Annotated in this window: 17 protein-coding genes; 1 reads left to right on the top strand and 16 read right to left on the bottom strand. The window is 36.3% G+C overall.

What is annotated here, in order from left to right; translation table 11 throughout:
* Nucleotides 1-198 precede the first annotated feature (198 nt).
* From dnaB to PLX19_RS19690, 10 genes are all read right to left on the bottom strand, one after another.
* Nucleotides 199-1,560 (bottom strand): replicative DNA helicase, encoded by a 1,362-nt coding sequence (gene dnaB, locus PLX19_RS19645; protein WP_272190466.1) that lies wholly within the window; start codon nucleotides 1,558-1,560, stop codon nucleotides 199-201.
* A gap of 27 nt (nucleotides 1,561-1,587) precedes the next feature.
* The gene (gene rplI / locus PLX19_RS19650; protein WP_272190468.1) at nucleotides 1,588-2,034 is read right to left on the bottom strand and encodes a 50S ribosomal protein L9; all 447 of its coding nucleotides are present in this window, start codon (nucleotides 2,032-2,034) and stop codon (nucleotides 1,588-1,590) included.
* Nucleotides 2,031-4,004, bottom strand: a complete 1,974-nt coding sequence (locus PLX19_RS19655; protein WP_272190469.1) for a DHH family phosphoesterase — start codon at nucleotides 4,002-4,004, stop codon at nucleotides 2,031-2,033. The genes rplI and PLX19_RS19655 overlap by 4 nt, the downstream gene beginning before the upstream one ends.
* 176 nt (nucleotides 4,005-4,180) lie before the next feature.
* Nucleotides 4,181-5,119 carry a YybS family protein gene (locus PLX19_RS19660; RefSeq protein WP_272190470.1) on the bottom strand — a complete coding sequence of 313 codons (939 nt, stop codon included), beginning with the start codon at nucleotides 5,117-5,119 and terminating at the stop codon, nucleotides 4,181-4,183.
* Between the two features lie 108 nt (nucleotides 5,120-5,227).
* Nucleotides 5,228-5,464, bottom strand: a complete 237-nt coding sequence (rpsR, locus tag PLX19_RS19665) for a 30S ribosomal protein S18 (protein WP_020059677.1) — start codon at nucleotides 5,462-5,464, stop codon at nucleotides 5,228-5,230.
* A gap of 44 nt (nucleotides 5,465-5,508) precedes the next feature.
* Nucleotides 5,509-6,018 carry a single-stranded DNA-binding protein gene (gene ssb, locus PLX19_RS19670; RefSeq protein ID WP_154710359.1) on the bottom strand — a complete coding sequence of 170 codons (510 nt, stop codon included), beginning with the start codon at nucleotides 6,016-6,018 and terminating at the stop codon, nucleotides 5,509-5,511.
* A 30-nt stretch (nucleotides 6,019-6,048) separates the two neighbouring features.
* Complete coding sequence (rpsF, locus tag PLX19_RS19675) at nucleotides 6,049-6,336, bottom strand: 30S ribosomal protein S6 (RefSeq protein WP_272190471.1); 288 nt, start codon at nucleotides 6,334-6,336, stop codon at nucleotides 6,049-6,051.
* Nucleotides 6,337-6,527: 191 nt separating this feature from the next.
* Nucleotides 6,528-7,628 (bottom strand): redox-regulated ATPase YchF, encoded by a 1,101-nt coding sequence (gene ychF / locus PLX19_RS19680; protein ID WP_272190472.1) that lies wholly within the window; start codon nucleotides 7,626-7,628, stop codon nucleotides 6,528-6,530.
* A 221-nt stretch (nucleotides 7,629-7,849) separates the two neighbouring features.
* Nucleotides 7,850-8,047, bottom strand: a complete 198-nt coding sequence (locus PLX19_RS19685) for a DUF951 domain-containing protein (protein ID WP_272190473.1) — start codon at nucleotides 8,045-8,047, stop codon at nucleotides 7,850-7,852.
* Nucleotides 8,048-8,067: 20 nt separating this feature from the next.
* A complete protein-coding gene (locus PLX19_RS19690; RefSeq protein ID WP_272190474.1) occupies nucleotides 8,068-8,949 on the bottom strand; it encodes a mechanosensitive ion channel family protein in 882 nt (293 codons plus the stop codon).
* A 695-nt stretch (nucleotides 8,950-9,644) separates the two neighbouring features.
* On the opposite strand from PLX19_RS19690, the gene yyaC reads away from it, so the two are divergent.
* The gene (gene yyaC / locus PLX19_RS19695) at nucleotides 9,645-10,241 is read left to right on the top strand and encodes a spore protease YyaC (RefSeq protein WP_272190475.1); all 597 of its coding nucleotides are present in this window, start codon (nucleotides 9,645-9,647) and stop codon (nucleotides 10,239-10,241) included.
* Between the two features lie 21 nt (nucleotides 10,242-10,262).
* Here yyaC and PLX19_RS19700 read toward each other — a convergent pair whose 3' ends face one another.
* The 6 genes from PLX19_RS19700 to mnmE form a co-directional block, all read right to left on the bottom strand.
* Entirely contained in the window at nucleotides 10,263-11,111 is an 849-nt protein-coding gene (locus tag PLX19_RS19700) for a ParB/RepB/Spo0J family partition protein (RefSeq protein ID WP_334313770.1), read from the bottom strand.
* Complete coding sequence (locus PLX19_RS19705; protein ID WP_272190477.1) at nucleotides 11,104-11,865, bottom strand: ParA family protein; 762 nt, start codon at nucleotides 11,863-11,865, stop codon at nucleotides 11,104-11,106. Before PLX19_RS19705 ends, PLX19_RS19700 begins: the two co-directional genes overlap by 8 nt.
* A gap of 507 nt (nucleotides 11,866-12,372) precedes the next feature.
* Nucleotides 12,373-13,221, bottom strand: coding sequence for a nucleoid occlusion protein (gene noc / locus PLX19_RS19710; protein WP_272190479.1), 849 nt, complete (start codon nucleotides 13,219-13,221; stop codon nucleotides 12,373-12,375).
* A 387-nt stretch (nucleotides 13,222-13,608) separates the two neighbouring features.
* Nucleotides 13,609-14,328 carry a 16S rRNA (guanine(527)-N(7))-methyltransferase RsmG gene (gene rsmG, locus PLX19_RS19715; RefSeq protein ID WP_272190481.1) on the bottom strand — a complete coding sequence of 240 codons (720 nt, stop codon included), beginning with the start codon at nucleotides 14,326-14,328 and terminating at the stop codon, nucleotides 13,609-13,611.
* A 21-nt stretch (nucleotides 14,329-14,349) separates the two neighbouring features.
* Nucleotides 14,350-16,239 carry a tRNA uridine-5-carboxymethylaminomethyl(34) synthesis enzyme MnmG gene (gene mnmG / locus PLX19_RS19720; RefSeq protein WP_272190482.1) on the bottom strand — a complete coding sequence of 630 codons (1,890 nt, stop codon included), beginning with the start codon at nucleotides 16,237-16,239 and terminating at the stop codon, nucleotides 14,350-14,352.
* A gap of 19 nt (nucleotides 16,240-16,258) precedes the next feature.
* Nucleotides 16,259-17,635, bottom strand: coding sequence for a tRNA uridine-5-carboxymethylaminomethyl(34) synthesis GTPase MnmE (gene mnmE / locus PLX19_RS19725; RefSeq protein WP_272190483.1), 1,377 nt, complete (start codon nucleotides 17,633-17,635; stop codon nucleotides 16,259-16,261).
* Between the last annotated feature and the right edge of the window lie 275 nt (nucleotides 17,636-17,910).

Consider the following 17,910-nt stretch of genomic DNA (forward strand, 5'->3'; position numbering starts at 1 on the left):
AAATTTTCAAACGAACTTTTCAAACAATATAATTGTACCAAAATGCAAAGAGAAGTCAATTTAAAAACGAACATTTTTTTATCTTTTATCTTTTTCGTTCGTAAGAACTTCTCTTTACCTATGTAAAGCATGATTTTTTACAAACAAAAAAAGAAACACATTTTATTATAAGAAATGTGTTTCTTTTTTATACTCTCACTATGCCGGCGGTGCATGCCCATCATCAAAGCGCCGTTCTAAGTTTACGAATTTGTTAAATTCCTTCACAAACGCCAGTTCAACTGAACCTACTGGACCATTACGCTGCTTAGCAATAATAATTTCAATTGTATTTTTATTTTCTGTTTCTCGGTCATAGTAATCTTCACGATATAAGAATGCTACTATATCAGCATCTTGCTCAATACTTCCTGATTCACGAATATCCGACATCATCGGACGCTTATCTTGACGAGATTCTACACCACGAGAAAGCTGAGATAAAGCAATAACTGGAACTTCTAGTTCACGCGCAAGCCCTTTTAGTGTACGAGAAATCTCTGATACTTCTTGCTGACGGTTTTCGCCAGATTTCCCGCTACCCTGAATAAGCTGCAAATAATCAATTAGAATCATTCCAAGACCATGTTCTTGTTTTAAACGTCTGCACTTTGCTCGAATTTCACTAACACGAATACCTGGTGTATCATCAATAAAAATACCTGCATTTGAAAGACTTCCCATTGCCATCGTTAGTTTCGCCCAGTCTTCTGAAGTTAAAGTCCCTGTACGAAGACGCTGTGCATCAATATTTCCTTCTGCACAAAGCATACGCATAACAAGCTGGTCAGCACCCATCTCCAAACTAAAAATCGCAACGTTTTCGTCCGTTTTCGTCGCAACGTTTTGAGCAATATTTAAAGAAAATGCTGTTTTCCCTACAGATGGACGCGCCGCTACAATAATTAAATCATTGCGCTGGAAACCCGCTGTCATACGATCTAACTCGGTAAAACCAGTTGGAATTCCTGTAACTTCACCTTTTTGATTATGCAGTAATTCAATTTTATCGTAAGCTGCTACAAGGACATCTTTAATGTTTTGAAAACCTTTTGTATTCGTACGCTGAGATACTTCTAATATTTTTTTCTCAGCTTCATTTAATAGGCTCTCAACATCATCTTCTCGTTCATAACCATCCGACACAATATGCGTTGCTGTCCGAATAAGCCGACGCAAAATCGATTTTTCCGCGATAATACGTGCATAATATTCTACATTGGCAGCCGTCGGTACAGCTTCCGCTAGTTCAGCTAAATAAGAAACACCGCCAATTTCTTCTAACAAATTTTGATCAGCAAGTGCTGCTGTTGCAGTAACTAAATCAATGGGCTCTCCTTTATCAGAAAGATCAAGCATCATCTGATAAATTTTTTGATGTGCCGTTCGATAGAAGTCTTCTGGCATTAGCATTTCCGAAGCTGATGTTAACGCTTCTTGATCGAGAAAAATAGCTCCTAATACGGCTTGTTCAGCCTCAATATTATGCGGAGGGGTACGATCAGCAAATACGTCACTCATACGTAAACCTCCTCTTCAATCTTTTGTTTATTGTTCAGTAACATGCACTTTTACTGTTGCCGTTACTTGTGGATGTAATTTCACAATAACGTTCGTATATCCTAATGCACGAATCGCATCGTCCATTTCAAATTTACGTTTATCAAGTTTAATATTATGCATTTTTTGTAAGCTATCTACAATTTGTTTACTTGTAATAGAACCAAATAAACGGCCACCTTCACCAGATTTTGCTTTTAATTCTACTGTTAACTTTTCTAGAGTTTCTTTTAATTCTTTGCATTTTTCAAGCTCTAATTCTGCATCTTTTTCTTCTTTACGCTTTTTCGCATCCAATGTTTTCACATTTGCATTTGTCGCTTCAATTGCAAGTCCTTGCTTTAATAAAAAGTTATTCGCATAACCATCTGGTACGTTTTTTGTTTCCCCTTTTTTCCCTTTACCTTTTACGTCTTTTAAAAAGATTACTTTCATAATTGTATTCCTCCCTCTAAATACTCATTTATAACAGATTGTAAGTTCATTTCTGCTTCATCAATTGATATGTCTTGTATTTGCGTTGCCGCATTCGTTAAATGACCGCCCCCGCCTAAATTCTCCATAACAAGCTGTACATTTACTTCCCCTAATGAACGTCCACTAATTCCAATCACACTTTCACTGCGCTGCGCAATCACGAAAGAAGCAACCACTCCTGTCATTGTAAGTAATGTATCAGCTGATTGGGCGATTAATACTTGATCATAAAACCCATCACCATCTACCTTTGCAATTGCAATACCATTTTTATAAATGTACGCATTTCGAATTGTTTTTGCAATTTGTAAATAATGGGCCATATCTTCTTTTAATAACTTTTGTACCAATATAGTATCCGCTCCATGAGAACGAAGATAGGAAGCTGCATCAAACGTACGTGCTCCAGTGCGGAATGTAAAACTCTTCGTATCCACTATAATACCTGCTAGTAAAGCTGTTGCCTCTAGCATATTCATTTTCAAACGCTTAGGCTGATATTCCAACAGCTCTGTTACAAGTTCTGCTGTAGATGATGCATAAGGCTCCATATAAACAAGCAACGGATCTTCAATGAAGTCCTCACCGCGGCGATGGTGATCAATTACAACAACATTTTCAATCTTATCAAGTAACTTCCTTTCCATAACCATAGATGGTTTATGCGTATCTACTACAACCAGAAGCGAATCATCATTCGCAAATTCAAGAGCCTGCTGCGGTGTAATAAAGCGCGACCATAATTCTTCGTGCTGCTTAACTTCGTCCATTAAACGCTTAATCCCTTTATCAGAATCATTTTCATCTAATACGATATATCCTTCGCGCTCATTCAGTTGTGTTACTTTTAAAATCCCAATTGCTGCTCCGATTGCATCCATATCCGGCGCTCGGTGCCCCATAATAATGATATTGCTACTTTCTAACACAAGATCTTTTAAAGCATGAGAAATCACTCGTGCACGTACACGAGTACGTTTTTCTACAGGATTCGTTTTCCCGCCATAAAACTTTACTTTCCCTGTCGCTTGTTTAATAGCCACTTGATCTCCACCCCGACCAAGCGCTAAATCGAGACCAGATTGCGCCATAGCTCCAAGTTCTACTAATGATAAATCACCAGAACCAACACCAATACTAAGAGTAAGAGGAATATTTCGTTTAGACGTCTCTTCACGTACTTGATCTAAAATATCAAATTTCCCTTTCTCCATCTGCATTAAAATACTTTCATTTAATACAACGAAGTATCGTTCCGATGAAGCTCGCTTCAAATACGCCCCATGCTTCACAGCCCATTCATTTAGCAAAGATGTAACATGACTTGTAATATTTGTACGCAATTGATCATCTAATCCTTGTGTTACTTCATCGTAGTTATCTAAATAGATAACAGCAAGTACCGTCCTTTGGTCTTCATACATTTTCTCAATTTCTGTTTGCTCTGTTACATCAAAGAAATAGATTAACTTCTCTTCTTTCCTCGCAAATACACGAAATTTCCGATTGTTTAAAGATACAATATCATTAGCTGTTTCCCCTTTTGTAAATAAAAGCAAGGTTTCTGATAGATCATACAAGTGCCATCCAGCTAAAGAATGTTGTCCTAAACAAGAAGATAAATATGGATTTGCCCAGTCAATCCCGTAATCCTTATTATATAGTAAAATTCCAATCGGCATTTGATTGAAAGCCTCATTACTTACTTTTTTTACCCTTGTAATCGTATCATTCGTATACTTTTCAACACTTTTTTGAAATGCAAGTTCAAATTTAATAACGAAAAATAAGACAATACAAAAAACAACAAAGGAAATCATCCCTGTCATCCAATGAAAATAAAGAAGAATGGTAATGAGCAAAAATGCTAAAAACGCCAATACATAAACAGGATATAGAAACCGCTGTTTCTTATAAAATTCAGGCATATATACAACTCCTATAAAGTGAAACTTCCATCAGGTAAGTTTTTATCCTCTACTGATGTTCAGTCGAGTCAGCTACACTTATCCTAGACGATCAAAGCCTGACCGTTTAGGATAAAAGCTTCGATTTCTATGTTTCGTTACAAAAAAGCCTTATAAAAGCACTTTTTTTCAAATATTTATTTTACCTGTACTTTCGATCGTAACGAAAAGCCTAAATCAATTATACCTAAGATTGTCATAAGAGGAAACAAAACCGGCACAAACAAACCTACAACAAAGATTAAGATTGGAACAGCTTTAGTATATCCTTTTGTATTTGTAAAAAAAGCAAGGAACGAAAAACCTTGAAACAACAGTAAAAAGGTAAAAATTGTTGATAAATTCAAGAACATCATTTCTACATATGAACCAGCTTCTATTTTTACAAAAGAAGCGGACAAAATAATCACGACATACAACCAAACAATACTCTTTGGAATTTGTATATCACGAAATTTGGGCCAAGATGCCGCCGTGTACTTTAATCGTTTTAAAACACGATTGGCAATTAAAATAGTAATCCAAGAAGAGAATAGCGAAGCCATAGCAAGTACAGTTGGTAAAAGCATCCCAATTGTATTAACCGCTTTTTTCAATTCAGCTAGCTGCCCTTCATTTACAGATGCACCCGCCATTTTCATAAACTTCTCGCTTTGTTCCATCGATTGTTTGAACATATCTTGCATCTGTTTCACAATATCTATATTAAAAAACTGTATGCTAACAATATACAGCAATACAAAACTTACAAGATATACAAGTGTCCCAACCAATAAAATTTCAATAACACTTTTTTTCTTTTTATACATATACCCTAATATAACACCTGTTACTCCGAACATAAGTGTATTCGCAATACTAAGAGGCGAACTCACAATAAGCGTTACTAGAACTGCCGCTCCTAATAACATACAAGCACCACTTAACTGATATCTTATCGTAAAAATAAGAAATGGCAACGGCAATGCAAACATAAATATAGCCCCTAAAACAGGCATATACAGAGAAGCAAGAAGCAAAATAGCATATAAAGCAAGTAATACTGCTCCTTCTGTAATGAGTCGTGTGCGTTTCATTTTTCACACCCTCTTTCTATAAAGTGAAACTTCTATCATGGTTAACAAAAAGAAAAGAATAGCAAAATGCACAGTAGAGTATCACTCTACTGTGCATTTCATACCTTTTTATTCACCAACATATGGTAAAAGTGCCATTTGACGAGCACGTTTAATTGCAACTGTTAATTTGCGTTGGTATTTTGCGCTAGTACCTGTTACACGACGTGGTAAAATTTTACCACGCTCAGAAACAAAGCGTTTTAGTAAATCAACATCTTTATAGTCGATGCGAGTGATACCGTTAGATGTAAAGAAACACACTTTACGGCGTTTCGCACGTCCACCTTTGCGTCCTCCTGCCATGTTCATTTCCCTCCATTTCGTGTTAAAATGTTCCGTCTACCCCATTAGAAAGGTAAGTCATCGTCTGAAATATCAATCGGTTGACCTACATTTGCAAATGGATCGTCATTTCTAGTAAATCCAGCATTATTGCCATTGTTACCAGATTGACCAAATGGGTTTTGAGAGCCTTGATTTCCGAACCCTGCTCCCGATGGTTGCTGATTGAATGAACCGCGTTGCTCACCACCGCTATTACGCGGCTCTAAAAATTGTACGTTCTCCGCTAGCACTTCTGTTACATATACACGCTTACCATCTTGTCCATCGTAATTACGAGTTTGAAGACGTCCGTCTACGCCTGCTAAGCTACCTTTTTTCAAATAATTTGCCACGTTCTCTGCTTGTTTACGCCATATTACACAGTTAATAAAGTCAGCTTCACGCTCACCTTGCTGATTCGTAAATGCGCGATTTACAGCTAACGTGAAAGTAGCTACTGCAACACCATTGGGCGTGTAACGTAAGTCAGGGTCCTTAGTTAAACGACCAACGAGTATAACACGATTCATCAATCGAACCACTCTCCCTATATATCTTAATGATTATTCTTCTTCTTTAACAACGATGTGACGAATGATATCTTCGCTGATCTTAGCTAAACGATCGAATTCATTAATCGCTTCTGGATTAGAATTTACGTTTAAGATCATGTAGAAACCGTCACGTAAGTCGTTGATTTCGTAAGCTAAACGACGCTTACCCCAATCTTTTGTGTTAATGATTTCTGCACCATTTTCAGTTAAAACGCCTGCAAAACGTTCAACTAAAGCTTTTTGAGCTTCTTCTTCCATGTTTGGACGAATGATGTACATGATTTCGTACTTTTTCATTACACTTTCACCTCCTTTTGGTCTAAACGGCCCATATTGGGCAAGGAGCAATTAATTTATAGTAATTACTCACGAGTTTAGATTATATCATAGTAAGTTAGAGGAATCAACTCACGAAAACATAAAAAACTTGGCAAATCCAATGAATTTGCCAAGTTAAATACTTTATTTTTTCCTAGGAAATAAAAATATTATACATTAAAGCGGAAGTGTACAACATCTCCGTCTTTCATAATGTATTCTTTTCCTTCTAAGCGTACTTTTCCAGCTTCTTTAGCAGCTGTCATAGATCCATTTTCTACTAAATCATCATAAGATACTGTTTCTGCACGAATAAATCCACGTTCAAAATCCGTATGAATGATTCCAGCACATTGTGGTGCTTTCATTCCTGTTTTAAATGTCCAAGCACGAACTTCTTGTACACCAGCTGTAAAATAAGTAGCTAATCCTAATAAATCATAAGCTGCACGAATTAATTGATCGAGACCAGATTCTTCAATACCTAGCTCTTCAAGAAAAACTTTTTTCTCTTGTTCATCTAACTCTGCAATTTCTGATTCGATTTTTGCACAAACCACAATTACTTGTGAATTTTCTTTTGCAGCAAACTCTTTTACAATTTGTACATATTTATTTCCAGACGGATCGATTACATCGTCTTCAGAAACGTTTGCTACATATAGCATTTCTTTTATTGTTAATAAGTGAAGACCTTTTACTACTTTCATTTGCTCCTCAGTAAATTCAACTGTACGAGCCGGCTGTCCTTCTTCAAATGCTTCTTTTAAACGAACTAAAATTTCATGTTCAAATACAGCATCTTTATCTTTTTGTTTCGCTAATTTTGTAACGCGTTCAAGACGCTTATCAACAGATTCTAAATCCGCTAAAATAAGCTCTAAATTAATTGTTTCAATATCTGCAATTGGATCTACTTTTCCTGCTACGTGCGTAATATTCTCGTCTTCAAAACAACGAACTACTTGGCAAATTGCATCTACTTGACGAATATGAGATAAGAATTTATTTCCTAACCCTTCCCCTTTACTCGCACCTTTTACAATACCTGCAATATCTGTAAATTCAAATACAGTTGGCACAGTTTTCTTTGGTTCTACAAGCTCAGTTAATTTATTTAAACGATAATCTGGAACTTCTACGATTCCAACGTTTGGATCTATTGTACAGAATGGGTAGTTCGCAGATTCTGCCCCTGCTTGTGTAATTGCATTAAATAGTGTTGACTTACCTACGTTCGGTAATCCAACGATACCAGCCGTTAATCCCATGTAATCCACTCCTATGACTCAATCTTCCATCATTATAGATAGTAACGAATAAAATGACAAGCTTCATCCAAACTTATCAAGTGAAACGAATAATCTTTTATAGACAATTTCTCCCCTTCCATCTTCCGCGGATTTCTTATAAATTTGAAGCGGGAATCTTACTACCCATTAATCGCTAAATAAAAAAACAGCAGCAACAACGCTGCTGTTTTCTATTTCATCTATTCTTCATGTTTTACAAGTACTTTCTTCACCTTGCGATCAAATTCTCTTCGAGGAATTAATACCGAATGGTTACACCCCTCGCACTTAATCCGGATGTCCATTCCCATCCGGATAATCTTCCAACGATTTTCGCCACAAGGATGAGCTTTCTTCATTTCCACTATGTCATGCAAGTTATATTGTTTTTGCTCCATTCTCTAAACTCCCCTCACTGCTAATTTACTTTCTCATTCATCAGTTCTTCACGGTTGTATAGAACCATACGCGGATATGGAATTTCAATCCCGTGTAAATCCAAACGATTTTTAATTTCTTTACGCAGTGCTCTCGCAACCACAAAATGTTGCATCGGTTCTACTTCAGCTGTAACCCTCAAAACAACCTCTGATGCTGCTAAACTCTGTACACCTAATAATTCCGGACGAGCAACCATTTGCTCATACCTTGTTGGTAATTCATCTAACAACTTTTCAAGAACTTGTTCTGCATGTTCAATATCACTTTCATATGAAATAGCTACATCTACAAAGGCAACACTATTAGTAACAGAGAAATTTGTTACTTCCTTAATACTTCCATTTGGAATAATGTGAATTTCTCCTGTCCATTTCTTCATTTTTGTTGTGCGTAAACCAATTTCTTGAATAACTCCTTCAAATTGACCTAAGCGTACATAGTCCCCTACTGAAAATTGATCTTCTAATAAAATAAAGAATCCAGTGATAACGTCTTTGACTAAGTTTTGTGCACCAAAACCAACCGCCAAACCTACAACCCCTGCACCGGCTAATAATCCTTTTGTATCAATTCCAAATACTCCTAAAATCGCAATTATTACAATAAAAAAGATAACATATGTTAAAATGTTTTCTAACAATTTCGCTACTGTCATCGTTCGTCTTTCAGAAATTTGAATTGGTGATTTGGCCTTCATTTTGAAAGCATTACGGATAATCACCCTGCCGAGCCGAATAACGACACTTGAAATAATAAAAATAAGTATGATTTTCAGCAAACCGAGACCGATATTCTCCCATAATCCTACGTTTAATAACCAATTTGTAAAGTCTGTATATAAGTCGTGAAATCCCTTCATCGCGACCTACCTTTCTATCTCATATTCATTATTTATTGTAACAGAATTTCTCCTATATTTTACGAAAAAAGTTCTTTCATACACTTTTATTTTCGCATTCCATGAGGTATAAAATAACACATTTTTTTATATACTAGTACTAGTATTCTCCAGACTACATGGTACGCTTCATCCTTTTTATACTTTATAAATCTATAAACAAGAGTGCCCTCTTCTTCTGCTCATATCATATCTTTTCAAACACTCTTATCCCATAAGAAAGCAACATCTACGCAGCAAGAATATCCGAATACCTAACATAGCATCAAGTTTCCCCTAGACTAAAAGTAAAATAGTTCTTACCTTAAGAGAAATATGTAATATGCAAAATCAAGTTTATCCCGCTATTTTGGGGCAGTAAGACTCCCACCTCAAGATTCTGAGAAAATGTTGTCCAATTCTAGCGGCTAGAACCTCCGGTCGTTTCGCCTCCTCGAACGAGGGCAAAAAGCACCTCTCCGTTGGGAGATCCAACGTCCTACGATTCTGAACGAGCCGCTTCCGCTTTTCTAAAAAAGATAGGAGGGAGATATAACTGCCCGTAAGAGCTCGATTGGGCAGGCTTTCCATCAGTGGGAGATGAGAAAAAACTCTCCACTGATAGGGGTTTCACTTTATATGAAATATACTAAATTCTATTAAAGGATGGATGCTTCATGAATATCGGAAGTTTTCGTTTACCTTTTTTTGAAAAAGATTCACAGCAGATTATGTATCATGATGCAAATTGCAATCAAACCATTAGTAGTTTTCTACTTTCTCATCTCCCAATCGAACAAAACTCTCCACTTATTATACTGTGTATTGGAACGGACCGCTCAACAGGTGATGCATTAGGACCCCTTGTTGGCTCAAAGCTACAAGACTGCAATATTCAAAATTTTCAGTTATACGGGACGCTAGAATCACCCGTCCATGCTTTAAACTTAGAAGAAACAATTACAGAAATACAAAAATCATTTATGAATCCCTTTATCATTGCAATTGATGCTTGTCTAGGAAAATCACAAAATATTGGTTCAATTACAGTTGGAAAAGGGCCCAGTAAACCTGGAGCAGCTATGAATAAAAATCTTCCCGCGATTGGTGATATGCATATTCATGGTATTGTAAATTTAAATGGATTTATGGAGTTTTTTGTACTACAAAATACAAGACTAAATCTTGTTATGAAAATGGCTACTGGTATTGCAGAAAGTATTATTGAAACTGATAAAAAAATTGCTGTAATGAAAAAAATAAACCATCTATAACTGAAGATGGTTTATTTTTTATCATTCTCCCGCTAAAATCTCTAAAATGCGTTGCAAATCATCTTTATTGAAAAATTGAATTTCAATTTTCCCTTTTTCTTGTTTCGTTTCTTTAATTTTCACAGATGTTCCAAATCGGTCTCGTAGTACCGTTTCTTGTTCCACAAAAAAGATATTTTTTTGTGGTTTTTGTTTCTTTGTTTCACGTGAAACATATTCATTCATCTGCTGAATAATTTGTTCCAACTGACGGACATTTAATCCTTCTTTTTTAATTCGTTGCAATAAATTGTTAATTTTTGTTTTGTCTTTTAACGCAAGTAGCGTTCGTCCATGTCCCATAGAAATGCTTCCATTTACAATCATGTCTTGTACGAAAGATGGGAGAGAAAGTAAACGAATGTGGTTTGCAATATGCGGTCTGCTTTTTCCAAGCCGCTTTGCTAACTGTTCTTGCGTTACCTTAAGCTCTTCCATGAGCATTTGATAAGCTAATGCTTCTTCAATAGGCGTTAAATCTTCACGTTGCAAATTCTCTAGTAGCGCAAACTCCATCATTTGTTGATCATTTAACTCTCGAACAACGGCAGGAACTGTTTTAATCCCTGCTTCTTTTGCAGCACGAAATCTCCGTTCTCCTGCAACGATTTCATATCCTTTAATACTTTTCCGAACAATAAGAGGTTGTAAAATCCCATGTTCTTTAATAGATAACGCTAATTCTTGAATTGCTTCATTATGAAAATATTTACGCGGCTGATATGGGTTAGGACGTAATTGATTTACTTGCAATTCTTGAATTGTTTCTCCCTCTTTCACATCTAAATCTGGAAAAAACGCATTAATTCCTCTTCCTAGTCCTTTAGCCACCTGCAATCACTTCCTTTGCTAAATCTAAATACACTTCTGCCCCCCTTGACTTAGCATCATACATCATAATTGGTTTTCCATGACTCGGTGCTTCACTTAAACGTACATTACGCGGAATAATGGATCTATATACTTTATCTCGGAAGTATTTCTTCACTTCATCAATTACTTGTAATCCTAAATTTGTACGAGCGTCCAGCATTGTTAGTAAAACACCTTGAATTGCTAAATCTTTATTTAAATGCTTTTGTACAAGGCGAACTGTATTTAATAATTGACTTAACCCCTCTAGGGCATAATACTCACATTGAACAGGGATAATAACAGAATCTGCAGCAGTTAATGCATTAATGGTTAATAAACCTAAAGATGGGGGACAATCAATAATAATATAATCATATTCATCACGAATTGGTTGCAGCGCACGTTGCAGACGAACTTCCCGGGAAATTGTCGGTACAAGTTCTATCTCGGCTCCTGCTAGTTGAATGGTAGCAGGGAGTACCTCTAAATTTTCAGTTGTTGTTCTCTGTATAACAACGCGAACATCCATGTCTTCCACCAGCACATTATAAATACATTCATTTAAATCTGATTTTTCAATTCCGACTCCTGTCGTTGCATTCCCTTGTGCATCAATATCAACAAGAAGTACTTTTTTTCCTGCTTGTGCCAATCCAGCTCCTAAATTTACCGATGTTGTTGTCTTTCCAACTCCACCTTTTTGATTAGCAATGGCAATGATTTTCCCCATGATGTCACCTACTTTCAACCTTTATATCTTATTCTTCAAATGATTATTTTCATTTTAACATGAAACAATCACGCTTCATTTGCTTCTGTATATTAAACTTCAAAATTTATTTACAAACTCCTTCTTAATTTTAAAAGAAAATATAGTACTTATAAAGTGAAACTTCCATCAGTGGGATGCTTTTCCCCGCTGATGGTTAGTTGAACCAATCGGGCTCTTAGGGGCAGTTATACCTCATCTTACTTCTTTGCTTTCCTTAAAATCTCAAGGTGAGGGATATTACTACCCCTTAGTAGCGGGATAAAGTGAAACTTCCATCAGTAAGACCTCACTATATAAATCAATTTTGATTTTTCGACATATAGATTGCTGCTATGCATTGTCAGATGCTCTCGTCCCTCTAAAAAGAGAGGGGAAGTGTCATTTTTTAATTTGAATTTATATAGTTTTTAATGCGTGACAAAACAAAAAGACCTCTACCGGGGGTTTGAGGTCTTTCTATTTTTCTTACTTCTTTTTGGGAATTTTAATTGTAATTTGATAGTATTCATCAAATTCTTCTTCTTCTGAATTCACATTTAAGCCACTATTCGCAACCATTTGTAAAGATTGACGAATGGTATTCATTGCAATACGCATATCACGGCTTACCGCTTTTTGTTTTGCTTTTCGTTTCGGTTTCGTTTCTTCTAACAACTTAGCAATTCTATCTTCTGTTTGCTTTACATTCAATTGCTTTTCAACGATTTCTTGCAAAAGTTGTAATTGAATCTCTTCATTTTTAAGTGGAATAAGAGCACGAGCATGGCGTTCTGTAATACTCTTCTCTAATAGTGCTTGTTTAATCTCTTCAGGTAACTTTAATAGTCTCAATTTGTTCGCAATTGTAGATTGTCCTTTGCCTAATCGCTGTGCTAATGCTTCTTGCGTTAAATTATGTAATTCAATTAACTTTTGATAAGCAACAGCCTCTTCAATTGCCGTAAGTTCTTCTCGTTGCAAGTTTTCAATTAAAGCAACAGAAGCAGTCTCAGTATCGTTCAAATTTTTTATAATAGCCGGAACAGTTTCCCAACCTAATTTTGTAGCAGCTCGAAAACGTCTTTCACCAGCGATAATCTCATATTTGCCCTCTTCATACTGTCGAACAACAATTGGTTGAATTAATCCATGTGTATGAATTGTAAGAGCAAGCTCTTCAATACGAGCATCATCAAAAATTGACCGTGGCTGATAACGATTCGGAACGATACTTGCTAACGGAATTTGTTTAATTTCTTCATGACTTTCTTCTTGTAGTGCTAATTCAGCCTCTTTATCTCCAAAGCCAAATAAACGAGAAAATGTGTTTTTCATACATATTCCACCACCTTGAATCCTATTGAATACTCTATACAAAAATGTTCCATGTGAAACATTTACGTTTTTATCCCGCATTAACAGGCAGCAATATCCCCATCTCAACATTTTTCCACACATTAAAGAAGGCAGGTTGAGATAAACTGTCCGCAAAAGCTAAATTTGTTGAACTAGCGATTAATAAGAAGCGCAGCCTCCCTACTAATCAAAGTTTCACTTTATTTCTTTCGCTCTAACGGGCAGTAAGCTCACGCCTTAACATTGTAATAAATCTAAAAGATAGGTGGTGGATAACTGCCTGTAAAAGCTCGATTCATTCAACTAACCATCAGTGCTAATAAAGTAGCTTACTGATATATAACTTAATCTTACGTCTAATAAGATTTATTTTTCAATAGGTAATTTATTCGGTGTTCCTGGTTTACGCGGATATTTCTTTGGCGTTTTTCTCTTTTTCTCAATCAATAAAACGTTACGATCACTTTCCTCAAATGGTAATTGAAACGTAAACATCTCTTTCAATTCGCCACCAAGCACTTGCAGAGCATACTTACCATTTTCAATTTCTTCGTTTGCAGCTGCACCTTTCATCGCAATAAATGTTCCCCCTACTTTCACAAGCGGTAAACACAATTCACTTAAGACAGAAAGGCGAGCAACAGCACGTGCCATTACAATATCAAAGGATTCACGTACTCCTTCCTTTTGCCCAAATGTTTCAGCACGATCATGACAAAATGCTACGTCTTGTAATTCCAATTTTGTTGCTAAATGATTTAAAAACGTAATACGTTTTTGCAAGGAATCGACAATTGTAATTTTTAAATTCGGAAAACATATTTTTAATGGAATGCTAGGGAACCCTGCTCCTGCACCAACATCACAAATAGAAAATGGCTTTGAAAAATCATGATAAAAAGCAGCTGTAATAGAATCAAAAAAGTGCTTTAAATACACGTCTTCTTTCTCTGTAATTGCAGTTAAGTTCATTTTTTCATTCCATTCAACTAATGTCTCAAAATAGATTTCAAATTGTTCTAACTGCCTATTAGAAAGAGTAATCCCTCTTTCTAATAGCATAGATTGAAATTGTTCTATATTCATCTCGCTATATCTCCTAACTATTTATTGGTTCGATACTCGTGCAATTTTTCCTTGTTCTATATACACAAGTAAGATGGAAATATCAGCTGGATTTACCCCGGAAATACGAGATGCTTGCCCCATAGATAGCGGACGGACATCTTTTAATTTTTGACGTGCTTCAGAAGCTATTCCAGAAATTGCATCGTAATCAATATCAACCGGAATCTTTTTACTTTCCATACGCTTCATTCGTTCTACTTGTTGTAAAGATTTTTCAATATATCCTTCATATTTAAGCTGAATCTCAACTTGCTCTGCTACTTCATCACTAACTTCTACTTCACTTGGAGCGAGAAGATGAATATGCTCATACGTCATTTCTGGACGGCGTAATAAATCACTCGCACGTATACCATCTTTTAATTCACTTCCGCCAGCTCCACGAATGAGCTCTTGTACTTCAGGACGTGGCTTAATAATAATGCTTGCTAAACGTTCTTTTTCTTTTTCAATTTTCTCTTTCTTTGCTGTAAAACGTTCATAACGTTCTTCTGGAATTAAACCAATTTCATGCCCAATCCCTGTTAAACGCAGATCTGCATTGTCATGACGTAATAATAATCGGTATTCTGCACGGGATGTTAATAAGCGATATGGCTCATTTGTACCTTTTGTGACTAAATCATCGATTAAAACGCCAATGTACGCATCTGAACGATTTAAAATTACTTCTTTTTTGCCTAATGAGCGGCACGCAGCGTTAATACCGGCCATTAAACCTTGTCCTGCCGCTTCTTCATAACCAGAAGTTCCATTAATTTGACCCGCTGTATATAAATTTTGTATTTTCTTTGTTTCAAGTGTTGGCCACAACTGCGTTGGTACAATTGCGTCATACTCAATTGCATATCCTGTACGCATCATTTCTACGTTCTCTAGGCCTGGAATGGTCTTTAACATCTCACGTTGCACATCTTCTGGTAAACTTGTTGATAAACCTTGTACGTATACTTCTTGTGTATTACGACCTTCTGGCTCTAAGAAAATTTGATGACGCGGCTTATCGTGGAAACGAACAACCTTATCTTCAATGGAAGGGCAATATCGTGGGCCTGTTCCTTTAATCATGCCAGAATACATAGCAGAACGATGTAAGTTTCCATCGATTAAACGATGCGTTTCTTCACTTGTATATGTTAACCAGCATGGAATTTGATCCATGATGAACTTTGTTGTTTCAAATGAGAATGCACGTGGTATATCATCACCTGGTTGAATTTCTGTTTTGCTATAATCAATTGTACTACTATCTACACGCGGAGGCGTACCTGTTTTAAAACGAACTAGTTCAAAACCAAGCTCTTCTAAATGCTCTGATAATTTGACAGATGGTTGTTGATTATTTGGACCGCTTGAATATTTTAAATCCCCAACGATAATTTCACCGCGTAAAAACGTACCTGTTGTAATAACAACTGTTTTCGCTGTATATTCTGCTCCAGTTTGTGTAACAACACCTTTACATACACCGTCTTCTACAACTAAGTGTTCAACCATCGCTTGACTTAATGTTAAATTTGGCGTTTCTTCGATTGTTTTTTTTAATTCATGCTGATACGCAAATTTATCTGCTTGGGCACGAAGTGCACGTACTGCAGGACCTTTTCCTGTGTTTAACATACGCATTTGAATATGTGTTTTATCAATATTTCTGCCCATTTCGCCGCCAAGCGCATCAATTTCACGAACAACAATTCCCTTTGCAGGTCCACCAACTGAAGGGTTACACGGCATAAACGCAACCATATCTAAGTTAATTGTTAACATTAATGTTTTTGCTCCCATACGGGCTGCTGCCAAACCAGCTTCACATCCTGCATGGCCAGCACCGATTACAATAACATCATAAGAACCAGCGTTGTATCCCATTTTCCATTCCTCCTTACAATTACTTTCCTAAACAAAATTGAGAGAATAACTGATCAATTAAACTTTCGTGTACAGTGTCTCCCGTAATTTCACCTAGTATTTCCCATGTTCTTGTTAAATCAATCTGCACCATATCAATTGGCACGCCGCTATGAATAGCCGCGATTGCATCACCTATCGTCTTTTCTGCTTGTGTTAATAAACCAATGTGACGGGCATTCGATACGTATGTCATATCAGCCGCTTCAATTGTTCCTTTAAAGAAGAGATCAGCAATTGCCTGTTCTAGCTCATCTACACCTTTCTCTTCAAGTAAAGCAGTTGTAATAACACGAGCTGAACCAGCTAATTTTGCAACACACTCCATATCAATTTGCTGCGGTAAATCTGTTTTATTTACAATAACGATAAAGTCTTTTCCTTGCACCGCTCGAAATAACTCTTCATCTTCATTTGTTAACACTTCGCTATAATTTACAACAAGAAGAACTAAATCTGCTTTATTCATCATATCTTTTGAACGTTCGACACCAATTTGTTCTACAATATCCTCCGTCTCACGAATACCAGCTGTATCAATCAGTTTCAGAGGTACACCGCGCACGTTCACATATTCTTCAATAACATCTCGGGTTGTTCCTGCTATATCTGTTACAATTGCTTTCTTTTCTTGTACAAGGCTATTTAATAGCGATGACTTTCCAACATTCGGCCTTCCGATAATAGCCGTTGCAATTCCTTCACGCAAAATTTTCCCTTGCTTTGAAGTTTGTAACAACTTTTCAATTTCTGATTTGACATAGGTTGCCTTCTCAATTAAAACACCATGTGTCATTTCTTCTACGTCATCGTATTCCGGATAATCAATATTTACTTCTACATGAGCTAACGTCTCTAAAATTTCTTGTCGCAAACGACCAATTAATTTTGATAATCGACCTTCCATTTGATTAATCGCAACGTTCATTGCACGATCTGTTTTAGCGCGAATTAAATCCATAACCGCTTCTGCTTGCGATAAGTCAATACGTCCATTTAAAAAAGCACGCTTTGTAAATTCTCCAGGCTCTGCCAAGCGAACACCTTGTGATAAAATAAGCTGTAATACTTTATTTACAGAAACAAGGCCACCATGACAATTTACCTCGACAATATCTTCACGCGTAAATGTCTTTGGTGCCCGCATAATTGAAACCATAACTTCTTCAATAACTTTATTTGTATCTAAATCCACAATATGCCCATACTGAATTGTATGAGATGGGACTGTCGTTAAATCTTTTCCTTTAAAAATACGGTTTACCTTCTCTACCGCATCATCTCCACTTACTCGAACAATGGCAATTGCACCTTCCCCAAGAGCTGTGGAAATCGCAGCAATTGTATCAAATTCCATGTTCTTTCACCTCACTTGCTTATTTCTCTATATTTCAACACGATTTTTTCTTTCACTAAATTATTAGGATACCATAACGAAACTGCGTAAAAAAGAATAATAACTTATTTTATTATGTCCTCACCTAAATCGCACTAAACTTATACACAGTGGATAAGTTTAGTGCAATTTGTTTATCCACAGTTTATTTTTCTGTCTTTATATTTTATCCAGTAAAAAACCGGCACTCAAACGAGTTACCGGTTTATCCCGCTATTCGCGGGCAAGTAATATTC

Source organism: Bacillus sp. BP-3, assembly GCF_028401955.1.
Classification (GTDB): Bacteria; Bacillota; Bacilli; order Bacillales; family Bacillaceae_G; genus Bacillus_A.